Raw genomic sequence first — 19,512 nt, forward strand, 5'->3', positions numbered from 1 at the left:
CCAGGGCCTGACGGCCCGTCGCAGAGCCGCTGGGCCCGGACGGGTGAAGCGGACCGGGCCCCCCGCCCGGTCCGCGCCCCGAAGGCCCGCACCACCCTCCCCCCGGGGACGGCCGCCCCCAAGCAGGCGGACGCCCCGCACAACCGAAGGAGTTCCTATGGCAGGAACGAAACGGCGCATCCGAGCCGCCGCCGCGATCGGCATCGCGGCCGCGGCGGCCGGAGGCTCGCTCATCGCGGCCTCCGCATTCGCGGGCGCAGCAGAGATCCCGGCATCCGGCGCGCCTGACATCATCGGCGCCGACTCCCCCGACGCGATCGCCGGCGAGTACATCGTCGTCATGGAAGACCAGGGCGTCCAGGCCGCAGGCGGCCTGGACGCGCTCGCCGACGACCTCGGCGTCACGGTCGACGTCGAGGACACCCTCGGCATCGTCGACGGCTACGTCGCCCAGATGAGCGAGGCCGAAGCGCTCGAACTCGCCGCCGACGACGCGGTCGCCTACGTCGAGCAGAACCAGTGGGCCCACGCCTCAGAGGTGCAGGCCGACCCGCCGTCGTGGGGACTCGACCGCGTCGACCAGGACGCGCTCCCCCTCGACCAGTCCTATGAGTACACCCAGTCCGGGACGGGCGTCGAGGCGTTCGTGCTCGACACCGGCGTGAACCTCGAGCACCAGGAGTTCGAGGGCCGCATCGGCGACGGCTACGACTTCATCGACGACGACGCCGACCCGGCCGACTGCCACGGCCACGGCACGCACGTCGCCGGCACCATCGGCGGCTCCACGTACGGCCTCGCCAAGGACGTCACGATCCGCCCGGTCCGCGTCCTCGACTGCCAGGGCTCCGGCTCCTACGCCGCGATCATCGGCGGCATCGACTGGGTCGCCGCGAACGCCGGCGAGTCGGCCGTCGCCAACATGAGCCTCGGCGGCTCCTTCAGCCAGGCCCTCAACGACTCGATCGCGGCCGCGGTCGAGTCGGGCGTGACCTTCGCGATCGCCGCGGGCAACGAGGGCCAGGACGCGTGCGGCGTGTCCCCCGGCTCCGAGCCGAGCGCGATCACCGTGGGCGCCACCGATGAGGACGACGCCGCCGCCTCGTTCTCGAACTTCGGCGAATGCGTCGACATCCTCGCCCCGGGCGTGGGCATCACCTCCGCCTGGATCGACGGCGCCGACGCCGAGAAGACCATCTCGGGCACCTCGATGGCCACCCCGCACGTCGCGGGCGTCGCCGCCCTGTTCCTCGAGTCGAACCCGGGCGCCACGCCCGACGAGGTCGCCACCGCCCTCACCGGCGGCGCCCTCCCGGACGTCGTCACCGAACCGAACGGCAGCCCCAACCTGCTGCTGAACACCGCCTTCCTGGGCTGACACCGCAGGAACGCATCGATCGAGGGCCGGAGCGGCAACGCTCCGGCCCTTTCGGCGCGCCCGCATTTCCAGGGCAAAACGCCCACTCGGGCACCGCACCCTCCCGCGGCCATGAAACAGTCCACTGAGACTTGTTGCCGACGGCCGCGTTCCGGTAATAATGGCTCAGGCCACGCCCGCCATCGCGATCGAGATCTGGAGGCTTGACGATGACCGTGCTCCTGGTGCCCTACCACCTCGACGAGCGCCTATCCGATGACGAGTTCCCGGTCGTCGCCGACCGCGTCGTGACCAAGGACCTGCCCGACGGAACGTTCTGGTCCCGCATCGCCGACCTCTACGACCTCGTCGGCGACGCCGTCGCCACCGCCAAGCGCCCCACCGTCGTCACCGCCGACTGCACCGTCGCCATCGGCGTCGTCGCGGGACTCCAGCGCCAGGGCATCGAACCGTCGATCATGTGGTTCGACGCCCACGGCGACCTCCACACGTCCCGCAGCAGCGCCTCCGGCTACCCCGGCGGCATGGTGCTGCGTACCCTCCTCGGCGACGGCGACCCCGCGATCGCCGCCACCACCGGCCTCACCCCGGTCCCGCCCGAATGCATCGTCCTCGTCGACGCCCGCGACCTCGACGCCCCCGAGGCCGAATACCTCGCCGGCAGCCCCATCACCCACTCGGCCGTCGAGGACGCCGCAGCTCCTGAAGGGCCGATCTACCTGCACATCGACCTCGACGTCATCGACGCCGACACCGTCCCCGGCCTGCGCTACCCGGTCACCCCCGGCCCGAGCCCCGACCAGATCCGCGACGCCGCCCTGCGCGTCCTCGCCACCGGCAGGGTCGCCGCCATGACCATCGCCTGCACCTGGCACCCCGGATCGGGCACGCCGCTCGCGGTCCGCAAACTCATCGACGACCTGGTCACCGCCGCAAACTGACCCGGACACGACGAAGGGCGCCGTCCGCAATGGACGGCGCCCTTCCTCTGCTGAACGACGAGTGCCGAAGCGGCGCTCCGCAACCGGTGTCGCGGCGCCGAGCCGCGACGGTGGGAGGAGAGCCGACCGGTCCACGGGGGCGCGACCGGCCGGCTCGGCTTCAGGCGGGACTAACCGCGGTTGTACTTCTCCCACCATGTGAAGGTACCTCGATATGCCGACGGCGTGTTGTCAGCGGCGTGGCTCGCCAGACCGTTCTTGCCGTAGAAGTAGTCGTGCACCTGCCGCTGCGCGGGACCCGACATGTCGGTGTCGCCCACCGCATTCGCGTGGATGTGGTAGCTGAACCCCTGCTCAGGCGTGCGCAGCCAGGCCGCGAAGCCCACGTCGCGCATGGCCTTCACGGTCTGCCAGCGCTGCGTCGCCGTCATCGATCCGACATTGACGTCCACGACCCCGCCGCCGTCGTGCGTCCCGGCCGAACTCGGGTTGCCGGTGCTGTAGGAGCCCTGGGTGAGCGTGATGCTCCACGAGACCTTCGCGTCGGCGGCGGCGAGCATGTTCCTGGTGCGGGTGTTGACCCGCTTGCCGCCGTAGGAATCCGTGCTCGACCCGACGTTGATCGCGCGGGTCACGGTGAACAGGCCGGTGTCGGAGCCGAGCTTCGCGAGCGAGGTCGGGCCGGGGATGCCGTTGGCGTCGAGTCCGGTGTAGCCCAAGGACTTCTGGTAGGCCGAGTAGGCGCTGATGGTCGTGGTGCCGTAGTGGCCGTCCACTGAGCCCGCGGCGAGGAAGTTCTTGGCGTCGAGGGCCTGCTCCACCACTTTGACGTGCGGCCCGGCGGTCAGGGTGGTGCCGGTGCCGGACTTCGGCGGGTCGACCATGGCGGCGACGAGCACCAGTTCCATGTCGACGGCGGTGGCGGCGTGGGCGGCGTTCCCGTAGAGCACGGCAGGAACGGTGGCGGCACCGATACCACCGGCGGCCATGATGGCGCGGCGAAGCAGCCAGCGCCGGGATCGGGTGTCAGGTGTTTCGGACGGTTGGGAGGTCATCTGTTGGGTCCCTTCCAGGAGCGCACCGAGGGGTGTGATCGACGCGACATCATTCGTGTCACGGAACCATATCGAAGAAATCTTTCGTTGAGAAGTCCCCCAGTGAAACAAAACTTCATCTCGGGAAGATTTCATCCCAACTCAACGCACACCCGGCCAATCACGGGGCGCTCCGGCGAATGCGCAACCCCGCCATCGGGCGCTCAGGTTGACACACCCTGCTCGCCCTCGGGCGCTTCGGCATTCGCACCCGGTACGCGGGCCAACACGCTGAGCGCCCGGCAAATATCATTGAGCGACACTCGTCTGCGAGGTGGCCATGTCCTCGACCGTCGAAGTCGCGATCTCCACGGAGACCGCCAAATACGCCCCTGACAGCCCCCAGTGGCGACGCGAGGTCGCCGACCTCCATACGGCGCTTCAGCGCGAGACCGGCACGGTCACAACACCATCCATGATTGACCCAATGATCGATTACCGGCTCTGACGAAGCTAATCGGATATCGGGTTACACGGCTCATGCCTGGTGCGGAGTTCTTATCCGGAGTACTCGAGGTACCGCGCCGAGCAGGATCGTGTCCACGGTTTCGAGCAGTGCGGCGTTGTCCTGGTCGACCTCGTCGTAGTCGTCGACTGCGTCGTAGAAGTCCAGGCCGCCGGTGGCGTCGGCGACGAGCCTTCGGACGTGTCAAGCCGCCTAGAGGTACAGGCAGAAGGGGTGTCCGGCCGGATCGAAGAGGACTCGGACGTCGGATTGGGGTTGCGTCTCGGCGAGGACCGCGCCTTGGGCGATGGCGTGCGCGACTGCGGCGTCCAGGTCGTCGACCTGGATGTCGAGGTGCTGCGTCGCGAACGGCCGGTCCGGTTGGGCGGGCCAGACGGGTGTTCTCCAGCGGCGCTCGTATTCGAAGTTCAGCTCGAGTTCGGTCCCATCCGAAGCGATCTTTGCGAATCCGGCCTCGGGCGGATCACCCGGTGCGGGTCCGGACTTCGTGGTCACCGTCCGGCCGAGGAGCCGAGCATAGAAGTCGGCGAGCGCGAGCGGGTCGGGTGCGCCAATGGTGATGGCGTTGAACGCAAGTCGTGGCATGCCCATGTCTCCAGGCTAAAGCCCGCGGCCCGTCGTTTGCGGCGATTCCTCGGGAATGGCTGGGCCCCAGTACGAACGAGGCTGCACCGACGGTCCTGGTGGAGGAAGGCACCGAGCGGTCGCCGTTTCTGGAGTCCTCCAAAGCCCTCCGACCACCGGGACCGGACCAAGGGCCGTCCCGGATGGGAGGTGAAGGATCAGCCAGTTGCTGAGCGCGCGGTTGGGTGGCAGGTTCAGGCGTCGGTTTGCGATCGTGCATTCTTGTCCGCCAGGACGACGGCGCAGACGTTCCACGTCATGCCTATGAGGAAGGCGACCAGCGGGACGCCTTCCAGGTACCCGAAACCACAGAGCCCCAGTGAGCCGAGCGCAGCCACCGGCGCCAGAGCGTACAGAGCGGCGGTTCGCAGGTGGAGGGCACGAGCCAGCACCGGGCCGATGATCATTGCAGCCACAGGGGCTACAAGCAATCCGACGAGCGCGGGCTCGTAGCCCTCCCAGATGCTCTCGGGCTTGGAAGAGGATCCAGACGCGTTCCAGAAGGGCAGGAACACCAAGGCGATGGTCAGCGCCTGTGCTACCCAGATCCCGAGCGCAGCGCCGAACGCTGCCTTACCGGTCCGCGGAGGGCGTTGTTCGTCTTCTGCCACAACAGGACTCTACCGAGATCGCGATGACTCGGGGTGTGCTCGGCTGCGACGGCACGTTCAGGCGGTCTTTGGCTCAAGAAGCCGCCGCCGCGCGGTCGGCGTCACCGCTGAGGACGCAGAACTCGTTGCCTTCAGGGTCCGCCAGCACGGCCCAGCCGGTGCCGTCCGCTCGCCTGCGGTCGTGGACGAGCGTGGCGCCGAGACTCAAGAGCCGTTCGACCTCTTCCTCGCGCGTGGTCTTCGGCCGCAGGCACAAGTGCAGGCGGTTCTTGACGATCTTCGATTCCGGGACCTGGTTGAAGAAGATCGCCGGGCCTCCCGGCAGCATCACTTCCGTCTCCGCATCCCCGGGCTTGTCCTCCGGATGCAGGGGACGATCGAACACTTGACTCCAGAACCGCGCCAGCTCATAGGCGTTCGCGCAGTCGATAGCGACATTCTGCAGAACCGAGACCATGCCCGGAAGTCTGCCGGGAGCGGCTCCGGCCCGCAACCGCATTCCTGCTACGACGAGGAGAAGCGGCGACTGCGCATCGCCCAGTCGGCTCCCTCGGCCATTCGGCTCGCCTGCAGGATGGAAGCTACGGACGGATGGAACTCAACGCGGGCGGTGAGTTTTCGACCGCCGCAGGTGAAGCTCGCACCCCAGAACGCAGCCTTGCACCTGATGGTCCGGGGGTACTCCATGCCGCTGAGCGTACTCAGCGACGACAACACCGGAGATCATTCGGCGGCCCGAACTCCCCAGACGGGACAAGCGCAAAACACTAAGACGGCAACGCTTTCGCGTTGCCGCCCTGAGTATTGAACTATTGTCCGGCGGTGCAGCCGGGAACCACTCCTAGACGACGCGGTCGAGGATGATCGGGCCTCGCTTGGCGGGCTCCGCTCCGACCTTCCACTGGCCTTCGAGGGATTCCTTGGCGCCGGTGAAGCGTTCGGGGGTGTCGGTGTGAAGGCGGAATACGGTGTCGCCCTTCTGAACCGGCTCGCCCACGGCCTTCAGGATCTCGATGCCCGCGCCGAACTGGACCGGCTGGCCCTGGCGTTCGCGGCCCGCGCCGAGGCGCCAGGCTGCGACGCCGACCGCGTAGGCGTCCATCTCGGCGATGAAGCCGTCAGCGTCGGCCTTGATCTCCTCGAACTCGCGCGCGACCGGGAGCGGGGCGTCGACCTGGCCGCCTTGGGCGGCGATCATCTTGCGCCACTTGTCCATCGCGCGGCCGTCGTTGAGGGCGGCGGCCGGGTCGGCGTCGGGCCGGCCTGCGGCGGCGAGCATTTCCTTGGCAAGGGCGACCGTCAGTTCGACGACGTCCTCGGGGCCGCCGCCGGCGAGGACCTCGACCGACTCGCGCACTTCGAGCGCGTTGCCGGCCGTGCGGCCCAGCGGGATCGACATGTCCGTGAGGAGCGCGCGGGTGTCGACCGAGTGGTCCTTGCCGAGGCGGACCATGGTCTCGGCGAGTTCGCGGGCCTGCGCAAAGTCCTTCATGAAGGCGCCGGAGCCGACCTTGACGTCGAGGACGATCGCGTCCGCGCCCTCGGCGATCTTCTTGCACATGATCGACGACGCGATGAGCGGGATGGCCTCCACAGTGGAGGTGATGTCGCGCAGAGCGTAGAGCTTCTTGTCGGCCGGGGCGAGGTCGCCCGTGGCGGCGCAGATGACCGCGCCGATGCCCTTGAGCTGCTCGAGGACCTGGGCCTCGGTCATGTCGACCTGGAAGCCGGGGATCGACTCGAGCTTGTCGAGCGTGCCGCCGGTGTGGCCGAGGCCGCGGCCCGAGAGCTGCGGGACGGCGACGTCGAAGACCGCGACGAGCGGCGCCAGCGGGAGGGTGATCTTGTCGCCCACGCCGCCGGTGGAGTGCTTGTCGACGCAGGGCTTGCCCACCGACGAGAGGTCGAGCGTGATGCCGGAGCGGATCATCGCGGCCGTCCAGTCGGCGATCTCGCGCGGCTTCGCTCCATTGAGGAAGATCGCCATGGCGAGGGCGGACATCTGCTCGTCCGCGACGGCGCCCTTGGTGTAGGCGTCGATGACCCAGTCGATCTGGGCGGTCGAGAGTTCGCCGCCGTCGCGCTTGGTGCGGATGACGTCTACAGCGGTGATCATTTGGTTTCCCTCACAGACAATGGAATTCGAGAACCGAGAGCGTGAGGGCCGGTCGCGCATGGCCTGCGAACAGCGCCATGTGCGACCGGCCCCGCCCTACAGGTATTCGGGGCCGAACGCGCCCGGGAGCAGGGCCCCCACGGTGGTCGGCTCCGGTGCGGCGTCCACCAGGCACTCGGCGCCGCCGTGCTCGTAGAGCAGCTGGCGGCACCGGCCGCAGGGGGTGAGGGGTTCGCCCGCGCCGTCGACGCAGGCGATCGCGACCAGTCGCCCGCCGCCGGTGGCGGCGAGCTCGGAGACCATGCCGCATTCAGCGCAGAGGGTCAGGCCGTACGAGGCGTTCTCGACGTTGCAGCCGGAGACGATCCGGCCGTCGTCGACCAGGCCGGCGACGCCGACCGGGAACTTCGAGTACGGCGCGTACGCGTGGCTCATGGCCTCGCGGGCCTTGTCGCGCAAGGCGTTCCAGTCGATGTCCGGCGTTTCAGCGGTCTTCATGGCTACTTGTCCCCCGGGTTGTACGGCACACCGTCGGCAGCAGGGGCCTTGGCCTTGCCGATGAGCCCGGCGACGACCACGAGCGTGACCGCGTACGGGAGCATCTGCAGGAACTCGCCGGGCACCAGGGCGCCGCCCGCGGCGTCCAGGTCGCGGGCGACCTGGGTGGTGAAGCCGAAGATGAGCGCGCCGGCGAGCACGCCGAGCGGGTTCCAGCGGCCCACGATCATGACCGCGAGCGCCACGAAGCCGAGCCCGGCCGTCATGTTCTTGCTGAACGCCAGGGAGTTCGCGATGGTGAACCAGGCGCCGCCGAAACCGGAGATGAGGCCGGCGAGGGTGACGTTCCAGTACCGCAGGCGGTTCACGTTGACGCCCATGGAGTCCGCGGCGGCGGGGTGCTCGCCGACCGCGCGGGTGCGCAGGCCCCAGCGGGTGCGGTAGAGCAGGAACCACACCACGAACACCAAGGCGAGTCCGATGTAGACGAAGATCTTCTGCTGGAACAGGACCGGGCCGATCACCGGGATGTCCGCGAGCGGGCCCCACGAGAGCGTCGGCACCGTGAAGGCGCTGTTGAGGCCCTCGGACTTCTTCAGCTGGTCGTACATGAAGCTGGTGAAGCCCAGCGCCAGCAGGTTGAGGATGACGCCGACGACGACCTGGTTGACCTGGTACTTCGTGGCGAGCAGGGCCAGGAGCATGGTCGAGAGGAGGCCGGCGATCATCGCGCCGGCCATGCCCGCGTAGACGTTCCCGGTGATGTTCGCGACCAGGACGCCGGTGAAGGCGCCCATGAGGAACTGGCCCTCGATGCCGATGTTGATGACGCCCGAGCGTTCGCAGATCACGCCCGAGAGCGCACCGAACAGGTAAGGGAGCGAGAGGAACAGCGCCCCGGCGAGGATCGACTCCGCGCGGAACACGGTGCCCGGCTGCGAGTACGCCCAGAACAGCAGCCCGAGCACGAACGCGGCCACCGCGATCCCGGAGACGAGCTTGAAGCGGCGCTTGGGGAGCCCGATGAGCATCCACGCGCCCGCCGCGACCGCGATCGCGCCGAAGACCGCCACGCAGGCCGTGGTGGGCAGGGGCCATTCGACGTCGGTGAGGGTGCGGTCGAAGCTGATCGTGGTGGTGTCGCCGCCGCCGATCACCGCGAAGGCGATGACCAGGAGCAGCAGGCCGAGCGCGGCGAGGACGCCGCCGGCCTTGGCGTACCTGACCGGTGCGGTCTCGTCGACGAGCGCGGGTGAGGCGGTCATGGTGTCCACTGCCATGGGGCTCACCAGCCTTTCGCTTCGAGGGTGACCAGGCCGCCGCGCGGCGTGCGCAGATGCAGGATCGCCTTGACCAGTGCGGGAGCGGCGATGAAGAGCACGATGATCGCCTGCAGCAGCGTCGAGATGTCAACGGGCACATCGGGCTGGGCCGACAGGGCCCCGGCCTTCAAAGCGCCGAAGAGCAGCGCCGCGGCGACGATGCCGCCGGGGTTGGCGCGGCCGAGGAGGGCGACGGTGATGCCGTCGAAGCCGTACTCCAGGGCCGTGTTCGTGGTGATGCCCGAGGAGCCGACGCCCAGTGACAGGGCCGCGCCCGCGAGGCCCGCGAGACCGCCGGCGACGGCCATCGTGGTCGTGTACGTCGAGCCGATGCGCATGCCCGCGGTCGCGGAGGCGTGCTCGTTGAAGCCGACGGCGCGGATGCGGAACCCGAACGTGGACCGCGAGAGCAGCCACCAGGTGAAGACCGCGGCGGCGATGCCGACGATGAGCGCCCAGTTCACGCGGAGGCTCTCGCCGAGCCCGGAGAGGAGCTTCGGCATGACCGCCGACTCGTCCACGGGCTTGGTGATGAGGTCGGTCTTCGTCTCCGAGTGGAGGAAGTCGGTGCCGATGGCCCACACCAGGAACAGCGCCGCGATGTTGTTCAGCATGATCGAGGAGATGACCTCGTGCGCGCCGGTGGTGGCCTTGAGGACACCGGGGACGGCGCCGAACGCGGCTCCCGCGACCGCACCCGCGATGACCGCGAGCGGCAGGTGGAGCACGGGCGGGAGGTCCAGGGCGAAGCCGACGATGAGCGCGCCGAGCATGCCGAAGATCATCTGGCCCTGGGCGCCGATGTTGAACAGGCCGGCGCGGAACGCCAGGCCCACCGCGAGACCGGTGAAGATCAGCGGGGTCGCGTAGGTGAGGGTCTCGGACAGGGGGCGGAGCAGGTCGCCGAACTCGGCGGTGCCTGCCGCGAACCGGTCGAGGGTGTTGAGGTTGAGGATCGCGCCCTCGAACAGCGCGATGTAGGAGTCGCGGACGAGGTACCAGGAGGCGGAGAGGGCGTCCTGGGGGCGGGCGAAGAAGTACGTGTAGGTGGAGCGCACGTACTCGTCGGAGACGATGAGGAGGATGCCGCCGATGAAGAACGCCAGGAGGAGCGAGTAGATCGTGACCATGACCGAGTTGGCCTCGGTCAGGTAGCGGCCGAAGATCCGCATGAAACTGGGCTTCGGCTCGGGGGTCTCGTCCGCGTCAGGCTGGTCTGCGGCCGGGGCTTGCGTATCCGTGCTCATCGGTCACCTCCGTTGGCTTCCTCGTCGTTCGCGGCTTCGTCGTCCGCGTCTTCAATGCGCGCATCGATGCTGCTCTCGCCCGCATCGCGCTCGTCCGCGTCGGCCGCCGGAGCGGTCCCGTCCGCCGCGGCGATGTCGGCGCCGACCATGAGGCGGCCGATCACCTCGCGGGGCGTGTCAGGGGCGACCTCGCCGACGATGCGGCCGTTGTAGATCACGGCGATGCGGTCGGCCAGGGCGTAGATCTCGTCGAGTTCGGACGAGATGAGCAGGACCCCGGTGCCGGTGTCGCGCTCGGCGACGAGGCGCGAGTGGATGAACTCGGTCGCGCCGACGTCGACGCCGCGGGTCGGCTGCGCCGCGACGAGGAACCGGCGCGGCCGGGAGAACTCGCGGGCGATGATGACCTTCTGGGCGTTGCCGCCGGAGAGCGAGGAGACCGACTCGTCCGGGGACTGGGTGCGGATGTCGAACTCGGCGATCGAGTCGACGGCCTGCTTGCGCACGGCGCCCGCGTTGACGGCGCCGCGCCTGCTGAACGGGGCGTTGCGGTACTGGTTGAGCACGAGGTTCTCGGCGACCGAGAACTCGCTGATGACGCCGTCGCGGCCGCGGTCCTCGGGGATGTAGCCGAGGCCGTCGTGGATGCGGGCGGCCGGGCTCGTGCCGTGCACGTCCTTGCCGTCGATCGCGATGGTCCCCGAGTCGGGCTTGATGAGGCCGAGGATCGAGCGGGCCAGTTCGGTCTGGCCGTTGCCCTCGACGCCCGCGAGGCCCACGATCTCACCGGAGTGGACGGTGAGGTCGAGTCCGTCGAGGACCTTCACGCCGGCGTCGGAGACGACGGTGAGGTCCTGGACCTCCAGGCGCGCCTCGCCCGGCACGGCCGGGGACTTGTCGACCTGGAGCGTGACGGCCCGGCCGACCATCGCGGAGGCCATCTCGGCCTCCGATGCGGTCGGCTCCAGCTCGGCGACGACCTTGCCGCGCCGGATCACCGTGATGGTGTCGGCGACGGCCTGGACCTCTTTGAGCTTGTGGGAGATGAACAGGATCGACGTGCCGGCGGCCGCGAGGTTCCGCATGATCTGCAGGAGCTCGGTGATCTCCGCGGGCGTGAGCACCGCGGTCGGCTCGTCGAGGATGAGCAGCTGCGTCTTCGGCCCGGAGAGGGCCTTGACGATCTCGACGCGCTGCTGGACGCCCACGGGGAGGTCCTCGCAGATCGCGTCGGGGTCGAGTTTGAGGCCGTACTCCTCGGACACGTCGAGCACGGCCTTGCGCGCGGCCTTGGCCGAGAGCACGCCTGCGGTGGCGTGCTCCCGGCCCAGCTGCACGTTGTCAGCGACGCTGAAAGGCCCGACGAGTTTGAAGTGCTGGTGCACCATCCCGATCCCGGCGGCGATCGCCTCGCCCGGACCGTTGAAGGAGACCGGCTCCTCGTCGATCAGGATCTCGCCGCTGGTGGGCGTCAGGATCCCGTACAGCATGTTCATGAGCGTCGACTTGCCCGCGCCGTTCTCGCCGAGGATGGCGTGGATCTGGCCGGGCTCGACCACGAGGTCGATGTCGTCGTCAGCGGTGAACGAGCCGAACTTCTTCGTCAGGCCCTTCAGTTCGAGTCGCAAGTGCGTGTCCTTTGACTTCGTTCCGCTCGGTTACTGAGCTTTGGGGCTGGACGGCGACTCGACGACGAGCGTGCCGTCGATGATCTGCTGCGTCAGCGCGTCCAGCTCGGCCTTGGTCTCGTCCGAGACGGCCGAGTCGAAGTCGTGGAACGGGGCGATGGAGACGCCGTCGTTCGCGAGCGTGCCCACGTAGGCGCCGGAGATGGCGTCCCCTCCGTTGGCGGCGTCGTAGGCGGCGAGCACGGAGTCCTTCACCGCGGTGGCGAGGCCCTTCTCGGCCGAGGTGATGATCTCGGCGCCGTACTCGGTGGACTCGAAGCCGTCGGTGTCGACCCAGATCGCGGAGACCGCGTCGTTCTCGGCGGCGGCGGTCAGCGCGCCGATGCCGGCGGGGCCGGCGACCGGGAAGAGGATGTCGGCGCCCTGCGTGATGAAGGTGTCCGAGGTGCTCTTGCCGGCGGCGGCGTCTTCGAAGGTGTTGATGAAGGTGCCGTCCTGGGCCGCCTCGTCCCAGCCGAGGAGCTCGACGTTGGTGCCCTTGTCCTCATTGTGCTTGGCGATGCCCTCGGCGAAGCCGTCCATGAAGATGGTCACCGGCGGGATGTTGACGCCGCCCCAGGTGGCGACCTTGCCCGTCTTGGTCTGCGACGCGGCGACATAGCCGGCGAGGAACGCGGACTGGGCGGTGTCGAACTGGATCGAGTAGACGTTCGGGACCTCGGAGAAGCCGTCGACCGTGGCGAACGGGATGTCCGGGTTCGCGGTGGCGACCGTGTTCACGTTCTCGGTCATGAGACCGCCGACGCCGACCACGAAGTTGCAGCCGTCGTCGACCGTGGCCTGCAGGTTCGGGTCGTAGTCGGTCTCGGAGCTGGACTCCTTGACCTGGACCTTGATGTCGTCGTTCTCCTCGGCGGCGGCTTCCATGCCGGCCCAGGAGGACTCGTTGAAGGACTTGTCGTCCACGCCACCGGAGTCGGTGACCATGCACGCGAGGAACGAAGCGTCGGCGTTGTCGTCGCCGCCGTTCTCGGACGGGGCCTGGCCGCAAGCGGCAAGGGCGGCGAGGCCGACGGCGGAAAGACCCGCCACGGCCAGCTTGAACGGCTTGACAGCCATCTCGGTCTCCTTTGACAATCCAAGGGGTAAGTCGATACCCGCACCATCATGGCCGCACTCAATGGCCTTTGACACCGACCTTGATGATTTCGTTACCGAAACATCCTATGACTGAGATCAGTGATGAACAGGTGTTTCACTCGTACTACGGCGCGATTGCAGCTCTAGCGCCTGCGAAGGGTCACGGCCGGGTCCGCGCCGCGGCCGGCCCTAGGTCCAGAAGACGGCCACGCCGGCGGTCACCGCGATGAGCGCGCCGGTCGCGTAGAAGTGCCCGGCGGCGACCGTTTCACGCTTCTTCCACACCGGAATCGCGATCATGACGCCGAGCATGAGCGCGAGCAGGAACTTCACGCCGAGCTTGGCGTGGTTCGCGTCGCCGTCGGCCGCGGCGATCCCGTACAGGACGATGCCGGTGGCGAGCTGGGTCGCGATGCCGTAGAGCATCGCGGCGTTGAAGTTGAACTTCTTGGAGAGGAGGGAGACGAGCCAGCCGCCGAAGACGGCCGCGAACCCGAGCAGGTGGAGGTAGCGCAGCAGCAAGTGGACGAATTCCATGCTCAGGAGTATTGCAGAGCAAGGGACCGGCCTCGCGCGAGCGCGACCGGTCCCTTGTTCGCTGTCACAGCAGTGCCTTCAGGCCACGTGAGGCCGTCTACGCCACGCGGTGGGCCCCCGCTGCGGCGCGGGCGACGAAGACGCGCGGGGTCGGGAGGCCCTGCTTCTCGGCGGCCTCGATGACGGCCGCTTCCACCTGCGGGGCCGCGTCCTTCTCGACGAGGGCGATGGCGCTGCCGCCGAACCCGCCGCCGGTCATGCGGGCACCGAGGGCGCCCGCGCCGAGCGCGGCGTCCACGGCCGAGTCGAGCTCGACCGAGGAGACCTCGTAGTCGTCGCGCAGGGACACATGCGAGGCGGTGAGCAGGTCGCCGATCCCGGAGACGTTGCCCTTCTTGAGGATCGCGACGGTCTCGAGGACGCGGTCGTTCTCGGTGAGGATGTGCCGCATCCGCCGGTTCAGGCGCTCGTCCTCAAGGGTCGCGCCGCGCGGTGCGTCGCGCAGGAACGGCACGCCGAGCCGCCGGGCGGCCTCCTCGCAGTCGGCGCGGCGGGCGCCGTACTCGCCGTCCACGTGCCGGTGCGGGGCCCGCGTGTCGATCACGAGCATCACCAGGCCCTCGGCGGCCAGGTCGAACGGCACCTGCTCGCGCGAGAAGTCCCGGCAGTCCAGGAACATGACGTTCCCTTCGGTGCACAGGAGCGAGGCCGACTGGTCGAGCACGCCCGTGGGCGCGCCGACGTACTCGTTCTCGGCCTTCTGCGCGATGCGCGCGGCCTCGGCCCGGTCGATCTCGTGGCCGTACAGGTCCGCGAGCGCGATGAGGACCGCGCATTCGAGCGCGGCGGAGGACGAGAGGCCCGCGCCGTGGGGCACGTCGGAGTTGATGGCGATGCGCGCCGGCCCGACCGGGTAGCCCGACGCGTTCAGCGCCCAGGCGACCCCGGCGAGGTACCCGGCCCAGCCCTCGACACCCTCGAGGGCGTCGGTGCGGACCGTGTCGCCGTCGCCGTAGGTGGAGTGGAACTCCCAGGTCTCGGCCTTGGCGACGGCCGCCGCGGCGTAGAACGGCAGCGCGAAGGGCATCACGAAGCCCTCGTTGTAGTCGGTGTGCTCGCCGATGAGGTTCACACGGCCGGGCGCGGCCCAGAGGCCTTCGGGCTCGGCGCCGAAGGTGTCGCGGAAGGCCGCCGCGGCGGTCTCGGCGAGCTCGATGGCGTGCAGGTCAGGAGTGGGCATGCTGGTAGTACTTCCACGCGTCGTCGACCATGCGGTCGAGGGTGTCACGGCTGGGCTTCCAGCCGAGTTCGGTCCTCGCGCGCTCCGAGGAGGCGACGAGTTCGGCCGGGTCCCCGGGGCGGCGGGGATGGATCTGGACGGGGAAGTCCGTTCCGGTGACGGCCTTGACGGTGGCCACGACCTCCTTGTTGGAGAAGCCGTTGCCGTTGCCCAGGTTGTAGATCTTGTGCTCTCCGGCCTCGGCGGCCTGGAGGGCGAGCAGGTGCGCTTCGGCGAGGTCGGCGACGTGGATGTAGTCGCGGACGCAGGTGCCGTCCGGAGTCGGGTAGTCCTCCCCGAACAGCCCGAAGGACTCGCGCTTCCCGGCGGCGGCCTCGAACGCGATCGGGATGATGTGCGTCTCCGGCTCGTGGTTCTCGCCGTGCCAGACCCCGGCCTGGTCCTGGTAGGCGCCCACGACGTTGAAGTAGCGCAGGGAGACCGCGGCGAGGCCGTACGCGGTGACCTCGGAGGCGATCGCCATGTCCCCGGCGAGCTTCGTCGCGCCGTAGGTGGAGGTGGGGGCCTTGACGGCGTCCTCCTTGATGGGCACCTCGGTCGGGTTGCCGTAGACCGCGGCGGTGGAGGAGAACACGAGGGTCCGCACGTTCGCCTCGCGCATGGCGTCGAGCAGCGCGAACGTGCCCGTGGTGTTGGCCTCCCAGTAGATCTCCGGGCGGCTCATCGACTCGCCGGCGGCGATGAGGCCCGCGAAGTGCAGGACCCCGTCGAAGGTGGCGTCGAGGACCTCGTTGGCGTCGCGCACGTCCTTGCGCACCAGCGTGGCCCCGGCCGGGACGCGCTCGGCCGAGCCGGTCGAGCAGTTGTCGAGCACGACCACTTCGTGGCCCGCTTCGAGCAGCATCGTGGCGACGATCGAACCGATGTAACCGGCGCCGCCGGTGACGAGGTACTTCACAGTGCTCCCTTGGGACTCGAATTTTTCAACAGCGCCGCAGAGGTCTCAGGGCCCATGTCGTGGACCCAGCCGCCCATGACGGACTCCGACGAGGCCAGGAACTTCACGCGGCCGGGGCCGCGGCGGATCGAGACGAGCTCCAGGCGCAGGCGCCCGAACTCGCGGTCGGGGCCGGTCGGGGCCTGGTGCCAGCCGGACATGTACGGCATCTGCTCGCCCGGGTAGGCGGCGTCGCAGCGCTGCAGCAGGTCCAGGTAGAGCGGCGCGAACGAGTCGATGTACTCCTCGGGCAGCTCGGTGAGGTCGGCGAAGCGGGCCTTCGGGTAGATCTGGACCTCGAAGGGCCAGCGCGCGGCGAAGGGCGTGAACGCGATCCAGTGCTCGTTCTCGAGGATGACCCGGTCCGAACGGGACTCCGATTCGATGATGTCGTCGAAGAGGTCCCGGCCGGTGGCCGCCTTGTGGCGCTTGGCCGCGTCGAGGTACTTGCGGGTCTGCGGGGTGACGTACGGGTAGCCGTAGATCTGGCCGTGCGGGTGGTGCAGGGTCACGCCGACCTCGACGCCGCGGTTCTCGAAGCAGAAGACCTGGGCGACGTCGCCGCGGGCGTACAGGTCGGCGGTGCGCTGCGCCTGGGCCCGGACGATGAGGGCCACGCGCTCGGGGCTGAGCGCCACGAGCGAGGAGTCGTGGTCGTCGGAGAAGACGACGACCTCGCAGCGGCCGCTCGCGGGGGCGGCGACCTCCATCTCGGGCCCGACCTCGGTCGGGGCGAGGGGGCCCGGTTCGGCGAAACCGCCGAAGCTGGGGAACCGGTTCTCGAAGACCGCGACCTCGTAGTCGGGGGCGGGGACCTCGGTGAGCTCGTCGCCGTGGGACGGGCACAGCGGGCAGGCCACCGGCAGGTTCGGGCGTCCGGAGCGGCCGGCGGAGACGGCCACCCACTCGTCGCGGAGCCGGTCGTAGCGGATCTCGCCGGCGCTGACGCGCTCGCCGAGGTCGCGCTTGTCGGCGTAGGCGGCGCGGCCGCTCGCCGACTCGGTCGAGTAGTAGAGGATCTGGCGGCCGTCGGCGAGGCTGCCGGACTCCATGTGGAACTCGGGTCTCATCGTCTCTTCTCGGGTGTAGTGCGTGGTCTTGCGGTGCCGGGTGCGGCCGGGACCGGAGCGAGCACGACCTGGTCGACGTGTTCGCGCAGCTGGCGCCGGGCCTCCTCGTCGAGGAGGGAGTCGGTGACGATGACGTCGGCGTCGTCGAGGGACGCGATCGTGGCGATGCCGACGACGTCGTACTTGGTGTGGTCGGCGACGACCACGAGGCGGCGGCCCTTGGCGGCGAGGGTCGCGACGGTCTCGGCTTCGAGGAGGTTCGGGGTGGTGAAGCCGGCGCGCAGGGACATGCCGTGGACGCCGAGGAAGACGGTGTCGACGTTGACGCGTTCGAGCGAGGCGACCGCGAAGGGGCCGACGAGGGCGTCGGAGGGGGTGCGGACGCCGCCGGTGAGGATCACGGTCTGGTCGGAGCGGCCGGCGCGGTAGAAGACGTCGGCGACGGGTACGGAGTTGGTGACGACGGTGAGGTCGGGGACGTCGGTGAGGCGGTGGGCGAGGGTCCACGTGGTCGTGCCGGCGGAGAGGGCGATGGCCTGGCCGGGGCCGACGAGGGTGGCCGCGGCGTCGGCGATGGCCTGCTTCTCGTCTTCCTGGCGGACCTGCTTGACGGCGAAGCCGGGCTCGGTGGTGGAGCCGAAGTCGACGGCGGTCGCGCCGCCGTGGACCTTGGCGACGAGGCCGCGGTCGGCGAGGGTCTCGAGGTCGCGGCGGATGGTCATGTCGGACACGCCGAACTCTTCGACCAGCTCCGCCACCCTGACCGCGCCGGTTCGGTGGACGCGCTCGGCGATCCGGCTCTGTCGCTGCTGCGCCAGCATGCCGCCTCCTCATGTTTCGAGAGCAGAGTGCTCAAGATCCAACACAATTAAACATCAGGATCGCCGGCGCCGCAATACCGGGTGGCCGCCTTCTCAGCGTGGATGTCAGAATCGGTCCATGACCACTGCCGAGCGCAAACCCCGCGTCCTCTCCGGGATCCAACCGACCTCGGACTCGTTCCACCTCGGGAACTACCTGGGCGCGATCCGGCAGTGGGTGGCGATGCAGGACTCCACGGACGCGTTCTACTTCGTCGTCGACCAACACGCGATCACCGTCGATCACGACCCCAAGGTATTGCACCAGCGCTCACGCGTGAGCGCGGCTCAGCTCCTTGCGCTGGGCGTCGACCCCGAGCGGTGCACGCTGTTCATCCAGTCGCAGGTCCCCGAGCACGCGATGCTCGCCTGGATCCTCGGCACCGAGACCGGCTTCGGCGAAGCGTCCCGCATGACCCAGTTCAAGGACAAGTCGGCCAAACAAGAACGCACAACGGTCGGGCTGTTCACCTACCCGATCCTCCAGGCCGCCGACATCCTGCTGTACCAGACCGACCAGGTCCCGGTCGGCGAGGACCAGCGCCAGCACCTCGAGCTGACCCGCGACCTCGCGATCCGGTTCAACACCACGTACGGCCAGACCTTCACCGTCCCGGACGCCTACATCGTCAAGGAGACCGCGACGATCAAGGACCTCGCCGAGCCCGAGAAGAAGATGTCGAAGTCCTCGCCGTCGCCGCGCGGGTGCCTCTACCTCCTCGACGAGCCGAACCAGATGCGCAAGAAGATCAAGAGCGCCGTCACCGACTCCGATGCCGAGGTCCGCTACGACCCCGAGCACAAGCCGGGCGTGTCGAATCTGATGAACATCTACGCCGCGCTGGGCGCCACCACGCACGAGAAGATCGAGGCCGAGTACGCCGGGAAGGGCTACGGCGACTTCAAGGGCGACCTCGCCGAGGTCGTGGCCGACTACCTCGGCCCGATCAGCGCGAAGACCAAGGAGTTCCTGGCCGACAAGGCCGAGCTCGACCGCATCCTCACCGAGGGCGCGGTGAAGGCCCGCCACGTCGCCGCGCGCACACTCGCCAAGGCGTACAAGAAGGTCGGCTTCTACCCGCCGGTGGCGCTTTAGTGGAGCGGTCCGCCCGGGCCGTCACGGTCGGTGTCGCGATCCCCGTGCCCTCGCCGTGGCGCGAGATCCTGGACGACGCCCGCATCGCCTCCGGCGACCCCCTCGGCGGCATCGTGCCCGCCCACCTGACCCTGCTGGGCCCCACCGAGATCCCCGGCGGGACCCTCGAGGGCTACCGCGCGCACCTCGAAGGCGTGGCCGCGGCCTGCCCGGCGTTCAACCTGCACCTGCGCGGGACCGGCTCGTTCCGGCCCGTCACCGAGGTGGTGTTCGCGGCCGTCGTGGACGGCATCGCGGTGTGCGAGCAGCTGGAGTCGGCGATCCGCCAGGGCCCGGCCGGGCGCGAGCGGACCTTCCCGTACCACCCGCACGTGACCATCGCGCAGAACGTGGGCACCGCCGCGCTCGACCGCGCGTTCCAGTCCCTCTCCGGGTTCGAGGCGCGGTTCCGGGTGGACTCGTTCACCCTCTACACGCACCCGAGCCCGGGCGACTGGAGCTCGGAGACGCTGGCCGGGGCGCCGATCCCGTGGACACCGCGGGCGGTCTACCAGCTCACCGGCTGAACCGGACCCTTCATCGCTTCCTGCCGTCTTGTGGCACTGGACGGCAACGCTTAGGATTCCTCACGTTCGGAAGTGAGGAGT

20 protein-coding genes are annotated in these 19,512 nt (G+C 69.2%); 5 read left to right on the top strand and 15 right to left on the bottom strand.

What is annotated here, in order from left to right; genetic code table 11:
* Positions 1 to 157 precede the first annotated feature (157 nt).
* On the top strand, positions 158 to 1,378 hold the full coding sequence (locus QWI33_RS15380) for a S8 family peptidase (protein ID WP_289958027.1): 1,221 nt from the start codon (positions 158 to 160) through the stop codon (positions 1,376 to 1,378).
* A 209-nt stretch (positions 1,379 to 1,587) separates the two neighbouring features.
* On the top strand, positions 1,588 to 2,319 hold the full coding sequence (locus QWI33_RS15385; protein WP_289958028.1) for an arginase family protein: 732 nt from the start codon (positions 1,588 to 1,590) through the stop codon (positions 2,317 to 2,319).
* A gap of 170 nt (positions 2,320 to 2,489) precedes the next feature.
* On the opposite strand, the gene QWI33_RS15390 is transcribed toward QWI33_RS15385, so the two are convergent.
* On the bottom strand, positions 2,490 to 3,374 hold the full coding sequence (locus tag QWI33_RS15390) for a peptidoglycan-binding domain-containing protein (RefSeq protein ID WP_289958029.1): 885 nt from the start codon (positions 3,372 to 3,374) through the stop codon (positions 2,490 to 2,492).
* 319 nt (positions 3,375 to 3,693) lie between these two features.
* Here QWI33_RS15390 and QWI33_RS15395 point away from each other — a divergent pair, with 319 nt between their 5' ends.
* A complete protein-coding gene (locus tag QWI33_RS15395) occupies positions 3,694 to 3,861 on the top strand; it encodes a hypothetical protein (RefSeq protein ID WP_289958030.1) in 168 nt (55 codons plus the stop codon).
* Positions 3,862 to 4,071: 210 nt separating this feature from the next.
* On the opposite strand, the gene QWI33_RS15400 is transcribed toward QWI33_RS15395, so the two are convergent.
* The 14 genes from QWI33_RS15400 to QWI33_RS15465 all read right to left on the bottom strand — a co-directional run bounded on the left by QWI33_RS15400 (position 4,072) and on the right by QWI33_RS15465 (position 17,730).
* Entirely contained in the window at positions 4,072 to 4,470 is a 399-nt protein-coding gene (locus tag QWI33_RS15400) for a VOC family protein (protein WP_289958031.1), read from the bottom strand.
* Positions 4,471 to 4,697: 227 nt separating this feature from the next.
* Positions 4,698 to 5,114, bottom strand: a complete 417-nt coding sequence (locus QWI33_RS15405) for a hypothetical protein (protein ID WP_289958032.1) — start codon at positions 5,112 to 5,114, stop codon at positions 4,698 to 4,700.
* Between the two features lie 73 nt (positions 5,115 to 5,187).
* Positions 5,188 to 5,571 (bottom strand): VOC family protein, encoded by a 384-nt coding sequence (locus QWI33_RS15410; RefSeq protein WP_289958033.1) that lies wholly within the window; start codon positions 5,569 to 5,571, stop codon positions 5,188 to 5,190.
* Positions 5,572 to 5,955: 384 nt separating this feature from the next.
* Complete coding sequence (locus QWI33_RS15415) at positions 5,956 to 7,230, bottom strand: thymidine phosphorylase (RefSeq protein ID WP_289958034.1); 1,275 nt, start codon at positions 7,228 to 7,230, stop codon at positions 5,956 to 5,958.
* Positions 7,231 to 7,326: 96 nt separating this feature from the next.
* The gene (locus QWI33_RS15420) at positions 7,327 to 7,728 is read right to left on the bottom strand and encodes a cytidine deaminase (RefSeq protein WP_289958035.1); all 402 of its coding nucleotides are present in this window, start codon (positions 7,726 to 7,728) and stop codon (positions 7,327 to 7,329) included.
* Positions 7,729 to 7,730: 2 nt separating this feature from the next.
* Entirely contained in the window at positions 7,731 to 9,008 is a 1,278-nt protein-coding gene (locus QWI33_RS15425; protein WP_289958036.1) for an ABC transporter permease, read from the bottom strand.
* Positions 9,009 to 9,013: 5 nt separating this feature from the next.
* Entirely contained in the window at positions 9,014 to 10,297 is a 1,284-nt protein-coding gene (locus tag QWI33_RS15430) for an ABC transporter permease (RefSeq protein ID WP_289958037.1), read from the bottom strand.
* A complete protein-coding gene (locus QWI33_RS15435) occupies positions 10,294 to 11,925 on the bottom strand; it encodes an ABC transporter ATP-binding protein (RefSeq protein ID WP_289958038.1) in 1,632 nt (543 codons plus the stop codon). The genes QWI33_RS15430 and QWI33_RS15435 overlap by 4 nt, the downstream gene beginning before the upstream one ends.
* A gap of 30 nt (positions 11,926 to 11,955) precedes the next feature.
* Positions 11,956 to 13,044 (bottom strand): BMP family lipoprotein, encoded by a 1,089-nt coding sequence (locus QWI33_RS15440; RefSeq protein WP_289958039.1) that lies wholly within the window; start codon positions 13,042 to 13,044, stop codon positions 11,956 to 11,958.
* Positions 13,045 to 13,254: 210 nt separating this feature from the next.
* Positions 13,255 to 13,602, bottom strand: coding sequence for a hypothetical protein (locus tag QWI33_RS15445; RefSeq protein WP_289958040.1), 348 nt, complete (start codon positions 13,600 to 13,602; stop codon positions 13,255 to 13,257).
* Between the two features lie 97 nt (positions 13,603 to 13,699).
* On the bottom strand, positions 13,700 to 14,842 hold the full coding sequence (gene galK, locus QWI33_RS15450) for a galactokinase (RefSeq protein WP_289958041.1): 1,143 nt from the start codon (positions 14,840 to 14,842) through the stop codon (positions 13,700 to 13,702).
* On the bottom strand, positions 14,829 to 15,800 hold the full coding sequence (gene galE / locus QWI33_RS15455) for a UDP-glucose 4-epimerase GalE (protein WP_289958042.1): 972 nt from the start codon (positions 15,798 to 15,800) through the stop codon (positions 14,829 to 14,831). Before galE ends, galK begins: the two co-directional genes overlap by 14 nt.
* Entirely contained in the window at positions 15,797 to 16,909 is a 1,113-nt protein-coding gene (galT, locus tag QWI33_RS15460; protein ID WP_289958043.1) for a galactose-1-phosphate uridylyltransferase, read from the bottom strand. Before galT ends, galE begins: the two co-directional genes overlap by 4 nt.
* Positions 16,906 to 17,730 carry a DeoR/GlpR family DNA-binding transcription regulator gene (locus tag QWI33_RS15465; protein ID WP_289958044.1) on the bottom strand — a complete coding sequence of 275 codons (825 nt, stop codon included), beginning with the start codon at positions 17,728 to 17,730 and terminating at the stop codon, positions 16,906 to 16,908. The genes galT and QWI33_RS15465 overlap by 4 nt, the downstream gene beginning before the upstream one ends.
* A gap of 118 nt (positions 17,731 to 17,848) precedes the next feature.
* On the opposite strand from QWI33_RS15465, the gene trpS reads away from it, so the two are divergent.
* Positions 17,849 to 18,865, top strand: a complete 1,017-nt coding sequence (trpS, locus tag QWI33_RS15470; protein ID WP_289958045.1) for a tryptophan--tRNA ligase — start codon at positions 17,849 to 17,851, stop codon at positions 18,863 to 18,865.
* Complete coding sequence (locus QWI33_RS15475; protein WP_289958046.1) at positions 18,865 to 19,431, top strand: 2'-5' RNA ligase family protein; 567 nt, start codon at positions 18,865 to 18,867, stop codon at positions 19,429 to 19,431. Before trpS ends, QWI33_RS15475 begins: the two co-directional genes overlap by 1 nt.
* The last annotated feature ends 81 nt before the right edge of the window (positions 19,432 to 19,512 follow it).

It is taken from the genome of Glycomyces tritici, from assembly GCF_030403505.1.

Bases quoted from the DNA above. Each gene is read 5' to 3' on its own strand.
- QWI33_RS15380 (WP_289958027.1), top strand. From the start codon at position 158: ATGGCAGGAACGAAACGGCGCATCCGAGCCGCCGCCGCGATCGGCATC.
- QWI33_RS15385 (WP_289958028.1), top strand. From the start codon at position 1,588: ATGACCGTGCTCCTGGTGCCCTACCACCTCGACGAGCGCCTATCCGAT.
- QWI33_RS15390 (WP_289958029.1), bottom strand. From the start codon at position 3,374: ATGACCTCCCAACCGTCCGAAACACCTGACACCCGATCCCGGCGCTGG.
- QWI33_RS15395 (WP_289958030.1), top strand. From the start codon at position 3,694: ATGTCCTCGACCGTCGAAGTCGCGATCTCCACGGAGACCGCCAAATAC.
- QWI33_RS15400 (WP_289958031.1), bottom strand. From the start codon at position 4,470: ATGGGCATGCCACGACTTGCGTTCAACGCCATCACCATTGGCGCACCC.
- QWI33_RS15410 (WP_289958033.1), bottom strand. From the start codon at position 5,571: ATGGTCTCGGTTCTGCAGAATGTCGCTATCGACTGCGCGAACGCCTAT.
- QWI33_RS15415 (WP_289958034.1), bottom strand. From the start codon at position 7,230: ATGATCACCGCTGTAGACGTCATCCGCACCAAGCGCGACGGCGGCGAA.
- QWI33_RS15420 (WP_289958035.1), bottom strand. From the start codon at position 7,728: ATGAAGACCGCTGAAACGCCGGACATCGACTGGAACGCCTTGCGCGAC.
- QWI33_RS15425 (WP_289958036.1), bottom strand. From the start codon at position 9,008: ATGGCAGTGGACACCATGACCGCCTCACCCGCGCTCGTCGACGAGACC.
- QWI33_RS15430 (WP_289958037.1), bottom strand. From the start codon at position 10,297: ATGAGCACGGATACGCAAGCCCCGGCCGCAGACCAGCCTGACGCGGAC.
- QWI33_RS15440 (WP_289958039.1), bottom strand. From the start codon at position 13,044: ATGGCTGTCAAGCCGTTCAAGCTGGCCGTGGCGGGTCTTTCCGCCGTC.
- QWI33_RS15445 (WP_289958040.1), bottom strand. From the start codon at position 13,602: ATGGAATTCGTCCACTTGCTGCTGCGCTACCTCCACCTGCTCGGGTTC.
- galK (WP_289958041.1), bottom strand. From the start codon at position 14,842: ATGCCCACTCCTGACCTGCACGCCATCGAGCTCGCCGAGACCGCCGCG.
- galT (WP_289958043.1), bottom strand. From the start codon at position 16,909: ATGAGACCCGAGTTCCACATGGAGTCCGGCAGCCTCGCCGACGGCCGC.
- QWI33_RS15465 (WP_289958044.1), bottom strand. From the start codon at position 17,730: ATGCTGGCGCAGCAGCGACAGAGCCGGATCGCCGAGCGCGTCCACCGA.
- trpS (WP_289958045.1), top strand. From the start codon at position 17,849: ATGACCACTGCCGAGCGCAAACCCCGCGTCCTCTCCGGGATCCAACCG.